General features: G+C 39.7%; 12 protein-coding genes, 25 tRNA genes, 1 rRNA gene and 1 pseudogene. 38 read left to right on the top strand and 1 reads right to left on the bottom strand.

All coding sequences use genetic code 11. From position 1 onward, the window contains the following. Positions 1-187: 187 nt before the first annotated feature. The 34 genes from rrf (at position 188) to AC1Z3K_RS16210 (ending at position 12,886) form a co-directional block, all read left to right on the top strand. Positions 188-303: ribosomal RNA gene (gene rrf / locus AC1Z3K_RS16375) — 5S ribosomal RNA — on the top strand. 14 nt (positions 304-317) lie between these two features. Further along, a tRNA-Val gene (locus AC1Z3K_RS16370) sits at positions 318-390 on the top strand. Between the two features lie 3 nt (positions 391-393). Further along, a tRNA-Lys gene (locus tag AC1Z3K_RS16365) sits at positions 394-466 on the top strand. Positions 467-472: 6 nt separating this feature from the next. After that, positions 473-554 (top strand) — tRNA-Leu (locus AC1Z3K_RS16360). 9 nt (positions 555-563) lie between these two features. Next, positions 564-636: transfer RNA gene (locus tag AC1Z3K_RS16355), tRNA-Thr, on the top strand. Between the two features lie 9 nt (positions 637-645). Continuing rightward, positions 646-717: transfer RNA gene (locus AC1Z3K_RS16350), tRNA-Gly, on the top strand. 12 nt (positions 718-729) lie between these two features. Beyond that, positions 730-815 (top strand) — tRNA-Leu (locus AC1Z3K_RS16345). A gap of 14 nt (positions 816-829) precedes the next feature. Further along, positions 830-903 (top strand) — tRNA-Arg (locus AC1Z3K_RS16340). Positions 904-913: 10 nt separating this feature from the next. Next, a tRNA-Pro gene (locus tag AC1Z3K_RS16335) sits at positions 914-987 on the top strand. A gap of 13 nt (positions 988-1,000) precedes the next feature. Then, a tRNA-Ala gene (locus tag AC1Z3K_RS16330) sits at positions 1,001-1,073 on the top strand. Between the two features lie 14 nt (positions 1,074-1,087). After that, positions 1,088-1,161: transfer RNA gene (locus tag AC1Z3K_RS16325), tRNA-Met, on the top strand. A gap of 18 nt (positions 1,162-1,179) precedes the next feature. After that, positions 1,180-1,253, top strand: a tRNA-Ile gene (locus AC1Z3K_RS16320). A 28-nt stretch (positions 1,254-1,281) separates the two neighbouring features. Continuing rightward, positions 1,282-1,371 (top strand) — tRNA-Ser (locus AC1Z3K_RS16315). Between the two features lie 126 nt (positions 1,372-1,497). Continuing rightward, positions 1,498-1,571 (top strand) — tRNA-Met (locus AC1Z3K_RS16310). A gap of 41 nt (positions 1,572-1,612) precedes the next feature. Further along, positions 1,613-1,686: transfer RNA gene (locus AC1Z3K_RS16305), tRNA-Asp, on the top strand. A 4-nt stretch (positions 1,687-1,690) separates the two neighbouring features. Next, positions 1,691-1,763, top strand: a tRNA-Phe gene (locus AC1Z3K_RS16300). Positions 1,764-1,779: 16 nt separating this feature from the next. Beyond that, positions 1,780-1,850: transfer RNA gene (locus AC1Z3K_RS16295), tRNA-Gly, on the top strand. A 5-nt stretch (positions 1,851-1,855) separates the two neighbouring features. After that, a tRNA-Ile gene (locus AC1Z3K_RS16290) sits at positions 1,856-1,929 on the top strand. A gap of 2 nt (positions 1,930-1,931) precedes the next feature. Continuing rightward, positions 1,932-2,019 (top strand) — tRNA-Ser (locus tag AC1Z3K_RS16285). Positions 2,020-2,027: 8 nt separating this feature from the next. Then, positions 2,028-2,099 (top strand) — tRNA-Glu (locus tag AC1Z3K_RS16280). A 12-nt stretch (positions 2,100-2,111) separates the two neighbouring features. After that, a tRNA-Ser gene (locus tag AC1Z3K_RS16275) sits at positions 2,112-2,201 on the top strand. A 128-nt stretch (positions 2,202-2,329) separates the two neighbouring features. Further along, positions 2,330-2,403 (top strand) — tRNA-Met (locus tag AC1Z3K_RS16270). A gap of 40 nt (positions 2,404-2,443) precedes the next feature. Further along, positions 2,444-2,517: transfer RNA gene (locus AC1Z3K_RS16265), tRNA-Asp, on the top strand. A gap of 16 nt (positions 2,518-2,533) precedes the next feature. Further along, positions 2,534-2,604, top strand: a tRNA-Gly gene (locus AC1Z3K_RS16260). 8 nt (positions 2,605-2,612) lie between these two features. Continuing rightward, positions 2,613-2,686 (top strand) — tRNA-Ile (locus AC1Z3K_RS16255). 12 nt (positions 2,687-2,698) lie between these two features. Next, positions 2,699-2,770, top strand: a tRNA-Glu gene (locus AC1Z3K_RS16250). A 259-nt stretch (positions 2,771-3,029) separates the two neighbouring features. Next, positions 3,030-3,872, top strand: coding sequence for a BglG family transcription antiterminator LicT (gene licT, locus AC1Z3K_RS16245; RefSeq protein ID WP_426083262.1), 843 nt, complete (start codon positions 3,030-3,032; stop codon positions 3,870-3,872). A gap of 143 nt (positions 3,873-4,015) precedes the next feature. After that, positions 4,016-5,911 carry a beta-glucoside-specific PTS transporter subunit IIABC gene (locus AC1Z3K_RS16240; RefSeq protein WP_461733320.1) on the top strand — a complete coding sequence of 632 codons (1,896 nt, stop codon included), beginning with the start codon at positions 4,016-4,018 and terminating at the stop codon, positions 5,909-5,911. 134 nt (positions 5,912-6,045) lie between these two features. Beyond that, complete coding sequence (locus AC1Z3K_RS16235) at positions 6,046-7,476, top strand: 6-phospho-beta-glucosidase (protein ID WP_426083266.1); 1,431 nt, start codon at positions 6,046-6,048, stop codon at positions 7,474-7,476. 151 nt (positions 7,477-7,627) lie between these two features. Continuing rightward, positions 7,628-9,091 carry a family 1 glycosylhydrolase gene (locus AC1Z3K_RS16230; protein ID WP_426083268.1) on the top strand — a complete coding sequence of 488 codons (1,464 nt, stop codon included), beginning with the start codon at positions 7,628-7,630 and terminating at the stop codon, positions 9,089-9,091. 75 nt (positions 9,092-9,166) lie between these two features. After that, positions 9,167-9,928 (top strand): histidine phosphatase family protein, encoded by a 762-nt coding sequence (locus AC1Z3K_RS16225; RefSeq protein ID WP_426083487.1) that lies wholly within the window; start codon positions 9,167-9,169, stop codon positions 9,926-9,928. Positions 9,929-10,093: 165 nt separating this feature from the next. Beyond that, positions 10,094-10,411, top strand: a complete 318-nt coding sequence (locus AC1Z3K_RS16220; RefSeq protein ID WP_426083270.1) for a cupin domain-containing protein — start codon at positions 10,094-10,096, stop codon at positions 10,409-10,411. A gap of 33 nt (positions 10,412-10,444) precedes the next feature. Beyond that, positions 10,445-12,073, top strand: coding sequence for a peptide ABC transporter substrate-binding protein (locus AC1Z3K_RS16215; protein ID WP_461733319.1), 1,629 nt, complete (start codon positions 10,445-10,447; stop codon positions 12,071-12,073). A 300-nt stretch (positions 12,074-12,373) separates the two neighbouring features. Continuing rightward, the gene (locus AC1Z3K_RS16210; protein ID WP_461733318.1) at positions 12,374-12,886 is read left to right on the top strand and encodes a GNAT family N-acetyltransferase; all 513 of its coding nucleotides are present in this window, start codon (positions 12,374-12,376) and stop codon (positions 12,884-12,886) included. Between the two features lie 399 nt (positions 12,887-13,285). Here the strand turns inward: AC1Z3K_RS16210 and AC1Z3K_RS16205 are convergent, their stop codons facing one another. Continuing rightward, positions 13,286-13,936 carry a DUF998 domain-containing protein gene (locus tag AC1Z3K_RS16205; RefSeq protein ID WP_461733317.1) on the bottom strand — a complete coding sequence of 217 codons (651 nt, stop codon included), beginning with the start codon at positions 13,934-13,936 and terminating at the stop codon, positions 13,286-13,288. 252 nt (positions 13,937-14,188) lie between these two features. Between AC1Z3K_RS16205 and AC1Z3K_RS16200 the strand changes: the two genes are divergently transcribed. The 4 genes and pseudogenes from AC1Z3K_RS16200 to AC1Z3K_RS16185 all read left to right on the top strand — a co-directional run bounded on the left by AC1Z3K_RS16200 (position 14,189) and on the right by AC1Z3K_RS16185 (position 16,668). Next, on the top strand, positions 14,189-14,398 hold the full coding sequence (locus AC1Z3K_RS16200) for a hypothetical protein (RefSeq protein WP_426083278.1): 210 nt from the start codon (positions 14,189-14,191) through the stop codon (positions 14,396-14,398). A gap of 202 nt (positions 14,399-14,600) precedes the next feature. Continuing rightward, a pseudogene (locus AC1Z3K_RS16195) lies at positions 14,601-14,893 on the top strand (transposase); the annotation flags it as partial. A 10-nt stretch (positions 14,894-14,903) separates the two neighbouring features. Then, entirely contained in the window at positions 14,904-15,635 is a 732-nt protein-coding gene (locus AC1Z3K_RS16190; RefSeq protein ID WP_461733316.1) for a hypothetical protein, read from the top strand. Positions 15,636-15,906: 271 nt separating this feature from the next. Continuing rightward, positions 15,907-16,668 carry a DeoR/GlpR family DNA-binding transcription regulator gene (locus tag AC1Z3K_RS16185; protein ID WP_426083281.1) on the top strand — a complete coding sequence of 254 codons (762 nt, stop codon included), beginning with the start codon at positions 15,907-15,909 and terminating at the stop codon, positions 16,666-16,668. Position 16,669 lies beyond the last annotated feature (1 nt).

The raw sequence follows: 16,669 nt of genomic DNA, 5'->3' as shown, positions 1-16,669 counted from the left end.
GATCAGGTAGATAGGTTGGAAGTGGAAGGCCAGTGATGGTTGGAGCGGACCAATACTAATCGGTCGAGGACTTAACCAAAGAATTGGAAGAGTAAGAAAATGTTTTTCGGAATGACTGTGTTGAAGATGATTGATCTATCCAGTTTTGAGTGAACAAATCACTCAACTAAATACCAAACAACACCAGTGTGGTGGCGATAGCGAGAAGGATACACCTGTTCCCATGCCGAACACAGAAGTTAAGCTTTTTAGCGCCGATTGTAGTGAAGGGTTTCCCTTTGTGAGAGTAGGACGCCGCCGCGCGATTGTTGTATTATGGAGGTTTAGCTCAGCTGGGAGAGCACCTGCCTTACAAGCAGGGGGTCAGCGGTTCGATCCCGTTAACCTCCATATGAGTCGTTAGCTCAGTTGGTAGAGCATCTGACTTTTAATCAGAGGGTCACAGGTTCGAGCCCTGTACGACTCATAACATGCGGGTGTGGCGGAATTGGCAGACGCACTAGATTTAGGATCTAGCGCCGCGAGGCGTGGGGGTTCAAGTCCCTTCACCCGCATTAAAAAAAGCCGGCTTAGCTCAGTTGGTAGAGCATCTGATTTGTAATCAGAGGGTCGAGGGTTCAAGTCCTTTAGCCGGCATCCAGAAACGCGGAAATAGCTCAGTGGTAGAGCACCACCTTGCCAAGGTGGGGGTCGCGGGTTCGAACCCCGTTTTCCGCTTTCAAATACCGCGCCGGGGTGGCGGAACTGGCAGACGCACAGGACTTAAAATCCTGCGGTGAGTGATCACCGTACCGGTTCGATTCCGGTCCTCGGCATTTAGAAATATGTAGCACCCATAGCTCAACTGGATAGAGTGTTTGACTACGAATCAAAAGGTTAGGGGTTCGACTCCCTTTGGGTGCATTGTTATAAACGGGAAGTAGCTCAGCTTGGTAGAGCACTTGGTTTGGGACCAAGGGGTCGCAGGTTCGAATCCTGTCTTCCCGATAATTATGAATTTGGGGCCTTAGCTCAGCTGGGAGAGCGCCTGCTTTGCACGCAGGAGGTCAGCGGTTCGATCCCGCTAGGCTCCATTTTTATATGTATACGCGGTGTAGCTCAGCTGGCTAGAGCGTCCGGTTCATACCCGGGAGGTCGGGGGTTCGATCCCCTTCGCCGCGATTATTTTTTTAAGAGCCTGGACCTTTAGCTCAGTTGGTTAGAGCAGACGGCTCATAACCGTCCGGTCGTAGGTTCGAGTCCTACAAGGTCCATTGTGACATTGTTGCTTAAAAATAATATGGAGGATTACCCAAGTCCGGCTGAAGGGAACGGTCTTGAAAACCGTCAGGTGTGTAAAAGCACGCAAGGGTTCGAATCCCTTATCCTCCTTTACTGAGAAACACTGTGATTATTTTATCAGAGCAGATGTTGAACAGTGCTTGGCAACTATAAGGACGAAATTTCCTTAACGAGAGTTGCAGAAAACCTTTCCGTATACAATAAGTATACTATTATCGCGGGGTGGAGCAGTCAGGTAGCTCGTCGGGCTCATAACCCGAAGGTCGTAGGTTCAAATCCTGCCCCCGCAATTGCTTTTGACAATAGTTAAAAGCCAGTAGTAAAGATTTTTGGTCTGGTAGTTCAGTTGGTTAGAATGCCTGCCTGTCACGCAGGAGGTCGCGGGTTCGAGTCCCGTCCAGACCGTTTTGGCTCGGTAGCTCAGTTGGTAGAGCAATGGATTGAAGCTCCATGTGTCGGCAGTTCGATTCTGTCCCGCGCCATTATACCATTAAATTTGCGGGTGTAGTTTAGTGGTAAAACCACAGCCTTCCAAGCTGTTGTCGCGAGTTCGATTCTCGTCACCCGCTTTAATGGGCCTATAGCTCAGCTGGTTAGAGCGCACGCCTGATAAGCGTGAGGTCGATGGTTCGAGTCCATTTAGGCCCATTGGGGAAGTACTCAAGTGGCTGAAGAGGCGCCCCTGCTAAGGGTGTAGGTCGGGAAACCGGCGCGAGGGTTCAAATCCCTCCTTCTCCGTTCTTTCTGGCCCGTTGGTCAAGTGGTTAAGACACCGCCCTTTCACGGCGGTAACACGGGTTCGAGTCCCGTACGGGTCATTGCAATATTTTGGAGGATTACCCAAGTCCGGCTGAAGGGAACGGTCTTGAAAACCGTCAGGTGTGTAAAAGCACGCAAGGGTTCGAATCCCTTATCCTCCTTTACTGAGAAACACTGTGATTGTTCTACCAGAGCAGATGTTGAACAGTACTTGGTGACTAAGAGAAGCAAAGTTTCTTTAATCAAAGTCGCAAGAAAACTTTCCGTATACAAATAGGTATACTATTATCGCGGGGTGGAGCAGTCAGGTAGCTCGTCGGGCTCATAACCCGAAGGTCGTAGGTTCAAATCCTGCCCCCGCAATAGCTTTTAACAATAGTTAAAAGCAAGTAACAAAGAATTTGGTTTGGTAGTTCAGTTGGTTAGAATGCCTGCCTGTCACGCAGGAGGTCGCGGGTTCGAGTCCCGTCCAGACCGTTATAAAGAGTTTTACGCGGGTGTAGTTTAGTGGTAAAACCACAGCCTTCCAAGCTGTTGTCGCGAGTTCGATTCTCGTCACCCGCTTTTTTTATGGGCCTATAGCTCAGCTGGTTAGAGCGCACGCCTGATAAGCGTGAGGTCGATGGTTCGAGTCCATTTAGGCCCATCAAAAATTCCCGGCCCGTTGGTCAAGTGGTTAAGACACCGCCCTTTCACGGCGGTAACACGGGTTCGAATCCCGTACGGGTCATCATTAGCGGTTGAGTACCGCTTTTTGTTTTAAATGCTTTGGAAGCGTTGACAAACGTTTTGTTATCATGTAATCTATGGTTATATGATATATAATTGAATATTATTTGTTGGATAGTGATTGTTTAAGTACAAGCTAAACCTAGTTATTTCAAAGGGGATGAAATTCTTTCACCTTTTTTGAAGTGGTTGGGTTTTTTTGTTTTTTTGAATAAGCGAATAAAATAATGTATTTGTTTTTATTCAGAATGGGGGAAAAAATGTTAATTCATAAGATACTTAACAACAATGTGATCATTACTGTCGATGAACACAATCGTGAATTGATAGTAATGGGCAAAGGATTGGGTTTTAAGAAAAAACCTGGTGATTTTATCTGTAAAGATAGGGTTGACAAAATCTATCAGCTGACAAATGAAAAAATTTCCCTACAATTCCAAGAGTTGCTGGAAGATTTACCCATGGAATATTTGAAAATATCGGATGAGATTATCGAGTATGCAAAGAAGGAAATCAACGAAAATCTAAATGAAATGATTTATATTTCGTTGACAGACCACTTGCATACAGCAATTGAACGGGTGAAAAAGAATGTTGAAGTCAAAAATGTTTTGTTATGGGATATCAAACGGTTTTTCCCAGATGAGTTTAAAGTTGGTATGATGGCCATTCAAAAAGTGAAAGAAAAGTATGATGTGGAGTTATCAGAGGATGAAGCTGGTTTTATAGCATTACACATTGTTAATGCCCAACAGGATGCAGATGGATCCGGTAATACTTATGAGATAACAAAGATTATGCAGGAAATTATGAATATTATTAAATATTATTTTAAAATATCATTCGATGAAAACTCTGTCTATTTTTATCGATTTACTACACATCTCAAGTTTTTTGCCTATCGTTTACTTTCAAAAGGACAATACATGGATGAAACAGATCAGGAATTATTAGAAATTATTAAAAGTAAATATCAAAATGCCTATCACTGCATCGAAAAAATAGAAAAGTATTTAATCGCTGCCTATGACTATAAAATTTCAAATGACGAGAAGCTTTATTTGACTATTCATATTGCACGTTTAGTCATTAAAAATAGTTAAACTATTATTATTATCAACCTAAGGAGGGACGAGGTACACCAAGAGAATACCCCTGCGATACCAAAATGGTATGGCTTTGGATCGTGACATTCAGTTGGCGAAACCTCTAAATAAAAATACACATAAATTTGGAGGAAAAAAACATGGGTAAATATGATGAATTAGCAAAAAATATTGTAAGAGAAGTTGGCGGTAAGGATAATATAAACTCTCTGACGAACTGTATCACACGTCTTCGTTTTAAACTGAAAGATGACAATAAAGCGAATACAGAAGTTTTAAAGAACATGGATGGTGTTGTTACGGTTATGCAGGCTGGGGGGCAGTACCAAGTAGTTATTGGTAATCACGTTCCTGATGTGCGTAAAGCTGTGGATGAAGTTATTGGTGTGCTGCAGCCCGTAGTTGATGATGGGCCTAAAGGTAATTTGTTCGATCGATTTGTAGATATGATTTCTGGTATTTTTCAACCAATTCTGGCTCCATTGTCTGCTGCTGGTATGCTGAAAGGTGTAAATGCCATTTTAGCATTTGCATTGGGCGTTTCCTATTCAGAAGGACCGACATATGCTGTATTTAACGCAATGGGGGATGGATTATTCCTATTCCTGCCAATTTTCATTGGCTACACAGCAATGAAAAAATTTGGCGGTTCACCATTCTTGGGAATGATGATTGCTTCCAGTTTAGTTTATACAGGCTTTATTGATGGCTCCGCAACTGCTGCTTTTGCTGAAAGCGGGGGACTGAACATCTTTGGGATTCCGTTCTCAATTCCAGCTGCTGGTTATGGTTCAACGGTAATGCCAATTATCGCAGCCACAGCGTTTGCAGCTTTGCTTGAAAAACAATTAAGAAAAATTATTCCAGATGTAGTAAAATTATTCTTAGTTCCATTCTTTACAGCACTAATTGCAGTGCCGCTAACCTTCTTAGTAATTGGACCAATTATGAACGTTGTTTCTGATGCGTTAGGAAACGGTTTGATTGCATTACAAGGGTTCAGCCCAATTTTATTTGGAGCTATTCTTGGATTTGCTTGGCAGATTCTTGTTATGTTCGGTATGCACTGGGCAATTATTCCATTTGCAATTATTGCTTTGTCTCAGGGTCAGCCTACACAGCTTTTGATTGCTTCAGGAGGCGTTTCATTTGCTCAAACAGGTGCGGTACTAGCAGTAATGTTAAAAACAAAGAATGCAAAACTGAAAGAGTTATCTATTCCAGCCTTCATTTCAGGAATCTTTGGTGTGACTGAGCCGGCAATCTACGGTATTACTTTACCGAAAAAGAAACCTTTCTGGGCTTCTTGTGTGGTTGGTGGAGTAACAGGTGCAATTTCCATGGGATTAGGTATTCAAGCTTACCAAATGGGGGGACTTGGAGTATTTAGATACACAGGGCAAATTTCTCCAGATGGAGATGTCAAATATGCAATTTGGAGCATGGCACTCGATGCAGCTGCTCTTATTGCCGGCTTTGCACTAGCCTACGCTATTGGATTTAAGGATGATGAAGACCTTTCTGCACCGATGTCTAAGGAAGAAGCGAAACTTGCGGCAACAGGTCAACAAAATAAGCTTGGCAAAGATGAAGTTGCTGCTCCTGTCAAAGGAACGGTATTGCCTTTAAGTCAATGTAAGGATCAGGCATTTGCGCAAGGAGCATTAGGTAAGGGTGTGTTGATTGAACCTACAGAAGGAATTGTCCGCGCACCATTCGATGGAACTGTAATGACGTTATTCCCTACAAAACATGCGATTGGTTTGATTTCTGATCAGGGGATGGAACTGTTAATTCATATAGGTATGGACACGGTTCAGTTGGATGGACAATACTTTGAAGCGAAAGCGGCACAAGGAGATAAAGTGAAAAAAGGTGATGTTTTAGTCACTTTTGATATTGAAGCGATTAAGAAAGCCGGTTATAGTACGCAAACACCGGTGATTGTTACAAATACAGGAGACTATCTGGATATTGTAGAAACACAGAATGCAGAAGTAACTTCAACCGATACGCTGATTACTGCTTTAGCTTAATGAAGCATTATCAAAATAAATAAAATCTGAGATGGTTCTTGTTGAAAAGAGTATAGGAAAGCTGATAGTTAAAATTATCATTTCTTAGAAACTATTCACGCGAATCATCTCTGTAGTAAGAGAGGACTTTGTAAATGGCATTTAGAAAAGATTTTTTATGGGGCGGAGCAACTGCTGCGAATCAATGTGAAGGCGGCTATAATGAAGGCGGACGCGGTTTAGCTAATGTGGATGTTGTACCTATTGGTGAAGACAGATTTCCTATTTTAGCAGGAAAAATGAAAATGTTTGATTTTGATGATGAGCATTTTTATCCAGCGAAAGAAGCAATTGACATGTATCACCGCTATAAAGAAGATATTGCTTTATTCGGTGAAATGGGCTTCAAAACATACCGTTTATCGATTGCCTGGACAAGAATTTTTCCAAATGGTGATGAGACAGAACCCAACGAAGAAGGTCTGAAGTTCTATGAAGATTTATTCAAAGAGTGCCGCAAGTATGGAATTGAGCCGCTAGTAACAATTACGCATTTTGATTGCCCAATGCATTTGATTAAAAAATATGGTGCATGGCGTAGTCGTGAATTAGTTGGTTTTTATGAAAATCTTTGTAATGTTATTTTCAACAGATATAAAGGGCTAGTGAAGTATTGGCTGACATTTAATGAAATTAATATGATTCTTCATGCACCATTTATGGGCGCAGGTCTTTATTTTGAAGAAGGAGACAATGAAGAACAGGTGAAATTCCAGGCGGCTCACCATGAGCTAGTTGCTAGTGCGGTTGCTACAAGAATTGCCCATGAGGTAGATCCAGAGAATAAGGTTGGTTGTATGCTAGCAGCGGGAAATTACTATCCTTATACACCAAAACCTGAAGATGTCTGGGCTGGAAAACAGAACGACCGGGAAAACTATTTCTTCATTGATGTTCAGTCCCGTGGTGAATATCCTGCGTATGCATTGAAAGAGATGGAGCGTAAAGGGATTGAAATTAAGATGGAGGAAGGCGATGAAGAGCTGTTGAAAGCTCATACCGTAGACTTTATCTCATTCTCTTATTATTCTTCACGTGTCGCTACAACAGACTCTGCTTTGTTGGAGAAAACTGCTGGAAATATCTTTTCTTCAGTAAAAAATCCTTACTTGGAAGCAAGCGAATGGGGCTGGCAGATTGATCCTCTTGGATTAAGAATAACTATGAATGACTTGTATGACCGTTATCAAAAACCATTGTTTATTGTTGAAAATGGTTTGGGGGCAGTCGATACACCAGACGAAAACGGCTATGTTAATGATGACTACCGGATTGAGTACTTAGCGGCGCATCTTCAGGCAATGAAAGATGCTGTTGAGCAAGACGGAGTAGACCTGTTAGGCTACACAACCTGGGGCTGTATTGATTTAGTTAGTGCTGGAACTGGTGAAATGAAGAAACGTTACGGATTTATCTATGTTGACCGTGATAATGAAGGAAACGGTACCTTAAAACGTACGAAGAAAAAATCATTTGACTGGTATAAGAAAGTGATTGCGTCCAACGGTGAAGATTTAACAAATTAGTAATGCATAGGGGCTGAAGCGAATATTCGTTTTTGTTTCAGTCCTTTTAAATGGATTTATTTGAAAACGAGTTATTTTGTTAGATTCTCGTAGTAATAAATATATTTCTATATGATTTGAATAATTATCTATTTCAGGAGGAAACTACATTATGACATTTCCAAAAAATTTTTTATGGGGCGGAGCAACTGCTGCCAATCAATATGAAGGCGGTTATTTATCTGGTGGTAAAGGATTAAGTACGCTGGATGCTATTACTGGTGGTAGTCATACAGAGCCGCGAATGATCACTTATAAAACAAAAGATGGAAAAATTGAATCAGTCACGCGAGAAAAGGAGCTGCCGGAAGGAGCAGTGGGGTATGTAGATCCTGACCGTTATTACCCGAGCCATGTAGCAACTGACTTTTATCATCATTATAAAGAAGACATTGCGCTGTTTGCGGAGATGGGCTACAAATGCTTTAGACTTTCGATTGCTTGGTCAAGAATCTGTCCAAAGGGGACAGAAGAGATTAATGAAGAAGGGCTGCAGTTTTATGACAAGGTTTTTGATGAGTGTTTGAAATACGGCATTGAACCAGTAGTCACAATTAATCATTTTGATATTCCGATGTATCTTGCAGATGAGCTGGATGGCTGGTCCAATAGAAAGGTTATTGATTACTTCCTGTTTTTCTGTGAAACCATATTTAAACGCTATAAGGATAAAGTCAAATACTGGATGACGTTTAACGAAATTAACTTTTTAAGAAGCTGGACACAAATTGGTATTCATAAGAATGACGGACAATCGAAATATCAGGCAGCTCATCACTTATTTGTAGCAAGTGGAAAAGCAGTACAGCTGGGACACGATATTAATCCTGATTTTCAGATTGGTATGATGGTTGCCTATATTCCAAGCTATCCAATGTCTTGTAAGCCAGAGGATGTGATGGAAGCATTACAGTTTAATCGAGAGCAGGAGTTTTATATCGATGTTCAGGTGAAGGGATATTATCCAGCACATAAGCTAAAAGAATTTGAAAGAAATGGGATTGTCATCAAGAAGGAACCTGGAGATGATGAAATTATCAAAGCTGGGACAGTTGATTATATTGGTTTTAGTTATTATATGTCTACAGTATCCTCTGCTGATCCTAAGGATGTGAAATATGTCGGGGGTAATCAAATGCCGGCTGTTAAAAATCCTTACTTGGAAGAATCAGACTGGGGCTGGGCTGTCGATCCTTTGGGTCTGAGAATTTCATTGAGCAAGCTTTATGACCGCTACAATGTACCTTTGTTCGTTGTTGAAAACGGCTTTGGGGCTGTTGACCAGCTCGAAGCAGACGGCTCCGTTCAAGATGACTACCGGATCGATTATTTCCAGAAACACATCCAAGCGATGAAGGATGCTATTGAGCTGGATGGAGTAGACTTACTAGGCTATACACCATGGGGTTGTATTGATTTAGTCAGCGCTGGAACTGGTGAAATGAAGAAACGCTATGGCTTTATTTATGTAGATATGGATGACGAAGGCAATGGGACCTTAAAACGGACTAAGAAAAAATCTTTTGATTGGTACAAGCAAGTCATTCAAAGTAACGGGGAAAATCTAGAGAAATAATAGACAAGATTAGGAGTGAAAAAAGTGAAGAAATTTATAAAAGCAATTGGTGTTTTAAGTTTGAGTGTACTGATTATGGCAGGCTGCGGCAGTAAAGCAGCTGAAGAAAAGACAGAAGCAAAGGCTGAGAAGCCGGAAGAACTGACAATCTATGTTGTTCGTCATGGAAAGACAATGCTGAATACAACAGATAGAGTTCAGGGCTGGTCTGATGCTGTTCTGACGCCGGCTGGTGAAGAAGTCGTAACGGCAGCAGGAATCGGTTTAAAAGATGTTGATTTTCAGAGTGCTTACAGCAGCGACAGCGGCCGGGCAATGCAGACAGCAAAGTTGATTCTTGCAGAAAATAAAACAGCGTCTGAGCTTCAGCTTGCTACGGATGAACGCTTCAGAGAGTTTAACTTCGGTACGTACGAAGGCGATTTAAACCACACGATGTGGCAGGATATTGCTGATGACCAAGGCGTTACATTAGAAGAATTCATGAAAAACATGACACCGGAATCCTTTGCTAATAGCGTAGCTAAGCTGGATGAAGGTCGGGATGAAGAAGGTGTGAATTGGCCGGCAGAGGATTATGAGACAATTACCAACCGTTTAACTGCTGGTTTGGATGATTTAGTTGCAGCAGAGATGAAAAAAGAAGGCAGCGGCGATGTTCTTGTGGTTTCTCACGGACTAAGTATTTCAGCTTTACTGGATACATTGTTTGATGACTTCAAGATTCCTGAAGGCGGACTAAAAAACGCGAGTGTCTGCACAATCAAGTATAAAGACGGCAAATACACACTGGATAAAGTCAACGATCTTAGCTATGTAGAAAAAGGACAAGAATAAAATACTTCTAAAATCCTCTGACAGAAAAACAGCTGTCAGAGGATTTTTTAAAGAGAAAATTAATGATTAAAAATTCTGAATTTTCTAAAAAAAGATTGACTTATAATGTTATTAAAGCAATAATAAATACTATCTCACAAAAATGTTAGAAAAGGGGAGAAAGCCATGATAATAAAGCCAACCTTACCACAGGAAATGACTATTTTTTTTGATCAGGAGAATCAGCCAAATAAAAAAGTTCAGATGGGTGTTATTACGTTATTACCGGGTGAAAAGCGTCCATTAGAGGGTTTTTCCCGTCATGATCAGGATGAGTATTCATATGTTATTTCAGGAGAAGCACATACTATTTTAGAGGACGGGCAGGATCTTGTGGGCAAACCAGGTGATGCTCAGTTGATTGAAGCTGGTGAAGGGCATATTAACTACAACGATGGGACAGATCCGGCAGTTGTTGTTTGGATGCTTGTGGAACGGGACTAAGCAAAAAAATAAAGAAGGTAAAGGGAGAATGGGATGAAAAAAGTAATTAAACTAATGACAGGCTTGATAACAGCAGGAATTATATTGACTGCTTGTTCCGGCGGAGGGCAGAAAAAAAGTGAAGAGCAGCCGATGCAGTTAATGTCTGCATCTGAGCTGACAACACTAAATACTTCAGTGATGCTGGATTTTCCTGATGCAATTGTACAGACTGCAGCTTTTGAAGGACTGTATGCATTGGATGAAGAGGATGAGATTATTCCAGCAGTCGCAAAAGAGCTGCCGGAAATATCAGAGGATGGCAAAACATATACGATTAAACTAAGAGAAGATGCTGTTTGGAGCAATGATGACCCAGTGACCGCTCATGATTTTGAGTTTGCCTGGAAAAAAATGATTGATCCTGCTAATGGCTTGGTTTACAGCTTCTTAATTGTTGAAACGATTCAAAATGGCGGGGAAATTTCCAACGGCGAGAAAAAACCGAAAGAGCTGGGTGTAAAAGCACTGGATGACTATACCTTGGAAATTAAACTAACGGATGCTAAACCATATTTCACTTCGCTGTTGGCGTTTCCTACCTTCTTCCCGCAAAATCAAAAGGTTGTAGAGGAGCAGGGCGACGACTATGGAACGGCTAGTGATACTGTTGTATACAATGGTCCGTTCCTTGTGGAAAACTGGAAGCAAACAGATTTAAGCTGGGATTTGGTTAAAAATGATAAGTACTGGGATAAGGAAAATGTCAAATCTGATAAGATTCACTATGAAGTGGTGAAGGAAGCATCCACTGCACTTAATTTGTTTGAAGATGGACAACTGGATGTTGCCACAATCACAGGCGAGATTGCGAAACAGAATCAAAATAATGAGGATTTTCATTCATATCCAACAGCTACGATGAATTACATTCGTTTAAATCAAACACGTGACGGTAAAGATACCCCATTAAAAAATGAAAATCTGAGAAAAGCTATCGCCTTGGGAATTGATAAAGAAACGCTTGTTAATAACATCATTGCGGACGGTTCCAAACCATTATACGGTGCAGTAACAGAAGGCTTTGTATCAAATCCGGCAACTGGTCAGGATTTCCGGGAAGAAGCTGGTGATTTAATGACCTATGATAAAGAAGCTGCTGATGAGTATTGGAAAAAGGCACAGGCTGAGTTAGGTGAGAAGGTTAAAATAGAGCTTATGGTGACTGATGACGGCTCTTACAAGAAGATGGGAGAAAGTATTCAGGGAACGCTACAGGAGCTGTTTCCAGGGCTGACAATCGATGTGAAGGCGCTGCCGACAGAAACGGCCTTGAACTTTGGGAGAGAAAGCGACTATGACATGTTTCTGATTTATTGGACTCCTGATTATAAAGATCCAATTTCTACTCTAAAAATGTTATATAGCGGAAATGACCGCAACTATTCAAATCCAACCTATGATCAGCTTTTAGATGATGCTTCAGAGAAATATGCATTGGAGCCGGAAAAACGCTGGGAGACACTGATTGCTGCTGAAAAATTGGTAATTGAAGAAACAGCCGGGATGATTATTATCAGTCAAAACCAGCAGTCTGTCTTACAAAATCCAAAAATTAAAGGGTTGAATTACCATACGTTTGGTGCACCATTAACATTGAAAAATGTAGCTTTAGAAGATTAAAAACTAGAATAATAGGGTGGTTTAGGGAAGCAGCAATGATTGCTGCATGTCTAAGCCATTGTAGCCAATATTAGAAAATATAAAGGGCTATAAAGAAATTAAGCTGCAGTGAGAAGCTTTGAAGAAATAAGAAGGATTTACAAAAATTGTTCTCTAGATTTTTGTGAGTTCTTTCTTATTTTTTAGATATAGGCTGATTTAAACTTTAAAAGACAGTGTCTTTATAATCTGTTACTGTTGCTTGCCTAGCACGAAGCCTTTGCTATAATCAAGAGGACGGATGAATAGAGGAGTGGTATATTGAGAAGAGGCATTTTTGAAACAGAGCGGATTTATTTTTCTCATTGGCAGGAAAAGGATAGTGAACTGGCTGTCTCTCTTTGGGGAAATCAAAGGGTTGTTCAGTATATTACGAAAGAAGGAATGTCTGACGCTCAGATTAAGGAACGGTTAGCAAAGGAGATAGAAAATCAGAAAGCTTACGGCTATCAGTACTGGCCGATATTTCTTAAACGTAATGAAGCATTTATTGGCTGTGCTGGACTTCGTCCGTATGCAAAAGAAGGTAACGCTGCAGAAATAGGGGTTCATTTAAAAGAAGAATTTTGGGGACAAGGGTTCGCAGAAGAAGCCTTGCGGGAAGTGATTCAGCAGGCTGCCTCTTTTTTTATGCTGAATCAAGTATTTGCTGGTCATCATCCAGCAAATACTGGTTCGAAAAAACTGTTAAACAAACTAGGTTTTGTATTTGAGAAAACTGAATTTTATGAGCCGACGGGACTATGCCACCCGTTATATTTTTTGAAATTATAAAGATTTAAAGCTGATTTTTCAGGATAACGGTTGATAGATATTTAAAGTGAAAGCAGATTAGTATCTATTAAAAAGGATATTAGTTGACAAAAAAGCAGGATTTAAGTATTATAATAACTACCAACAACAACCTTTTTATTTTTCATTTTACTCTTAATTGAGTAATACTCCTTTTAGGCTATCTCTTCGGAGATAGTCTTTTTTTGTCTAATAAATAGTTAGAGGAAGTCTAGCATGACTAGAAATGAGCAAGAAAATTTACAATTATTCATTATGTCTTTAAACCTAACAGCAATGATACTTGGAAAATAGGAGCACAGCAATTTTTTTTTGGAGGCCTTAAGAGCCCACTTTGATGATAAGCTGGAATGATTTGAGCTGTTGCGTTTTTAGCATATTCTACTGATTTTTTCTATAAACGTTCTGGTGCTGTATAGCAACCAAAACAAAAGGTAGATAGAGGAAAAATAGATTAGTCCGCTGCCACAAGCCTCGATAAGGGATATGCAGCTGAAGCAGGAAGGGAATTTTAGGTGCAGCAAACAACAGCATAAAAACGGATGAAATAAGAAAAGTGATGAATAGAACTACAACCATAAAGCGATTCATCTCTAGAGAATACAGCCGGATTAGAATAAAGGTACCGATTAGTAAGGCAAGAAAACCTGCGCCAGAAGCGTAGTCATGAATCATCTCTTCAATTTCGCCGCCAATAGTTGTTGCCGCCGACCGGTCGAAAATCCCGGTAAGTATGCAGTCTCCAGTACTGAAAACAGCCAACATAATTCCCAACCACTTTGCAAGGGAACGGTTGGTAACCTTAAACCGTTCATAGAATGCAGGAATAGTCAGTAACAGCAGTAAACCATCTATGATTGCCCAAATCTTAAAGGCCATTTTTGTAGGACTGCCATTTTCGCCGAATGCACTGATTAGCATAGTAAACGAATCATAGTTCGGATAAAAGGCTGCTAAAATAATTGGAAAGATTAGTTCGCTGGCAACAGCTATGAGTAATAAATAAAAACCATATTTTTTTAAATGTTTCATGATTAAGCCTCCTGTATCCGATGATTATTCTCATTGTAATACGTTTGAGGTTATTTCTCATTTATTAACTTCTCAAAGGCAATTCATTTAGATATGCTTAAGCAAAGTTCATCATTTTTTATTTTTTAAATCAATGAAAAAACGAATCTATCATGAATAAAAATAAATATTTAAAATATATTTTTGTTATATATAAGATAATGTTATGATTGTATTTGTAGTTAACTTTTCTTAAGTATAGGGGGGGACAGGATGACATTAACTAAATTGAATGAGTTAGAAGCTGCATATGAAGCAGCTGATCAGAAGTTAAAAGCTTTTCTTCAGAAGAGGATTCAGTCATTAATTTTCTTTGGGCGTACGATCAAACTATATGAAGCTAAAGCGACCTGTTTTAGGGAAGTTGTTGCTGAATGTGAACGTTTGGAAAAACAGGCGAAAAAGCAGTCATCCTCTTCGTGACAGTCAATTAACACAAAATAAAATTTATTCATATTTTTTCGATAAAGAGTGAGTAATAGTACGTAACTCAAGTAACGAGAGTGGGGCAATAGTCAGAAGAAAATCTGATTATTGTCCTACTTTTTTAATTTTAGGGTACACAAAAAGCACACAGCCTTGTATGATTAAAGTGCCTAAACCCAATCAAAAGGAGCGTGCTTTTATGTTTAAAAATTATACCATTAATCAAACGATTTTACCATTAGAGTTGGAACAGTTTATTCCTGAAACGGACGTCGCTTTTGCGGTTAATGCCTTAGTCGAAGCCATGCCGCAAACACTCTTTAATAAACTAGAAGAGCAATTAGGCCGACCGGCCTACCACCCGAAGATGCTATTAAAAATTATTCTGTATGCGTATACTCAGCGTGTCTTTTCTGGTCAGAAAATGGAATTTCTGTTGGATGACAGCTACCTATGCGCTGGTTAGCGAACCACGAACAAGTCAGTAGACGACCATGGAAATATGTTTGAAACAGCAACAGACATTGGCGATTCATCAGTTCTTAGAGGTGAAAACAATCGTGACAGCAAATCTGATGTCGACATGTTTAAGATTCGTCCGGCTTATGATGGTGCATATAAAATAATAGTTACTGGCGGTATTCAGGTTTTTGATGAAAATGGTGTTCAAAAGAAATCACATCCAGCGACATTTGTAAATGGCCCAGCTTATGATTTGGAAGCTGGTAAAGCTTATTTTATAAGGGTTGAAAGTAGTACCATGGTTAATAATTATGTTGCGGATAAAATATATGAAATCAAAATACAGGATCCGTTTGATGCAACGAAGGAATATGGAGTTGAAACATTAAGTCTAAGTCATAGTTCAATACCTTCCACAGGGTACCTTTCCGGATTTGGCGCAACATTTAATGAGCGTCATCCAATTGCTTATTATAAAGCGTATAGAACACCTTCAACCGTTTCAATCAAGGCGTTAAAAGTAAGTCTTTCTTCAAGCGGCTCAGCTACATCAATCGAAATTTACAACGAAGCAAAAGTGCTAATTGGGCAATCTGCATTGGGAGAAGACGGAAAACAAACCGTTTGGGTAAATGTTGGTAAAGACCAAGTTGTTTACACGAAAGTAGTGAATGAAACCCCTGGAGTCTTAGGGTACTTTTTCCATTTAGGTTTTCTAAACTCACTGATTGAGTCAGTTTTTCAACAGTATAAGACCACCTTCAAAAGTTAGTCTAAAAGGCTAAATTTTTGGAAGTGGTCTTTTTATTTATGCTGGGAACATCAAGTGTAGTCAAATATATTCTAAGTTTTGGAATGTGTCTGAAAAAAATTATAATTGTTAATGGCTAAAACTTTCGTAAATGAAGAATAAGAATAGGGAAGCTCACTATAAAACGGAATTGCATTTTTTTGCGATAATATAATTACTTTTAAAATGTTTTTGCTTTATATTGCAAAAAAATGCAATCAGTGTTATCGTTAATTAACGAGGAGAGAAAAACATGCTGATTGAAGAACGATTAGAAAGAATTAAAAGTGTATTAGAGGAACATAAAAGTGCCACGATTGAAAAGCTTGTAGAGGAACTTAAAGTATCTAAAGATACTGTCCGGCGGGATTTAATTAAATTAGAGAAGCAAAATGTCGTGAAAAGAACGCACGGTGGTGCGGTTCTAAACAACCGGGAGGCAATGATTTTTAATTATGATCAACGCTCAGAAAAGTTTCACTTAATTAAAGAAAAAATAGCGCAAAAAGCTGCAGAGCTTATTAAGGATAATTCCAGCGTTATCTTTGATTCCTCGACAACTGTGGAAGCGGCTATTCCTCAATTGCAAGACAAAAATATTTATGCAATTACTAACTCACTAACTCACGCCAAGCTTTTGGCGAAAAATAAGAAAGGTGAAGTGACTCTTTTGCCTGGAAAGCTCCATAAGGAACAACTATTCTTATATGGGAGTGAAACAATTCAAAAGCTAGAACAGTATAATGCAGACTATACACTTTTAGGTGTGTTTGCAATATCTGGTAAGGGTCTATTTATTCACACGGAAGAAGAAGGACTTGTAAAACGTCAGATGGCTCTGCAGGCAGCCAAAGTAATTGCTGTAGCTGACCATACAAAAATTGACACGACAGGCTTTTTTAAGGTCTGTGAATTATCTGATATTGATTACTTAATTACAGATATGGAGCCTGATCAAGAGTTTATACAAGCTTTGAATGAAAAAAATGTTGTGCTTGTTTTAACAGAACATTAAC

This window comes from Enterococcus sp. LJL128 (genome assembly GCF_056924295.1).
The sequence above is the reverse complement of the archived record's forward strand: the minus strand, read 5'-3'. Positions and strand labels throughout refer to the sequence as shown.

What these genes read in the sequence shown, in the direction of transcription:
- licT (WP_426083262.1), top strand. Translation starts at nt 3,030, where the DNA reads ATGTTAATTCATAAGATACTTAACAACAATGTGATCATTACTGTCGAT.
- AC1Z3K_RS16240 (WP_461733320.1), top strand. Translation starts at nt 4,016, where the DNA reads ATGGGTAAATATGATGAATTAGCAAAAAATATTGTAAGAGAAGTTGGC.
- AC1Z3K_RS16235 (WP_426083266.1), top strand. Translation starts at nt 6,046, where the DNA reads ATGGCATTTAGAAAAGATTTTTTATGGGGCGGAGCAACTGCTGCGAAT.
- AC1Z3K_RS16230 (WP_426083268.1), top strand. Translation starts at nt 7,628, where the DNA reads ATGACATTTCCAAAAAATTTTTTATGGGGCGGAGCAACTGCTGCCAAT.
- AC1Z3K_RS16225 (WP_426083487.1), top strand. Translation starts at nt 9,167, where the DNA reads ATGGCAGGCTGCGGCAGTAAAGCAGCTGAAGAAAAGACAGAAGCAAAG.
- AC1Z3K_RS16220 (WP_426083270.1), top strand. Translation starts at nt 10,094, where the DNA reads ATGATAATAAAGCCAACCTTACCACAGGAAATGACTATTTTTTTTGAT.
- AC1Z3K_RS16215 (WP_461733319.1), top strand. Translation starts at nt 10,445, where the DNA reads ATGAAAAAAGTAATTAAACTAATGACAGGCTTGATAACAGCAGGAATT.
- AC1Z3K_RS16205 (WP_461733317.1), bottom strand. Translation starts at nt 13,936, where the DNA reads ATGAAACATTTAAAAAAATATGGTTTTTATTTATTACTCATAGCTGTT.
- AC1Z3K_RS16200 (WP_426083278.1), top strand. Translation starts at nt 14,189, where the DNA reads ATGACATTAACTAAATTGAATGAGTTAGAAGCTGCATATGAAGCAGCT.
- AC1Z3K_RS16190 (WP_461733316.1), top strand. Translation starts at nt 14,904, where the DNA reads ATGTTTGAAACAGCAACAGACATTGGCGATTCATCAGTTCTTAGAGGT.
- AC1Z3K_RS16185 (WP_426083281.1), top strand. Translation starts at nt 15,907, where the DNA reads ATGCTGATTGAAGAACGATTAGAAAGAATTAAAAGTGTATTAGAGGAA.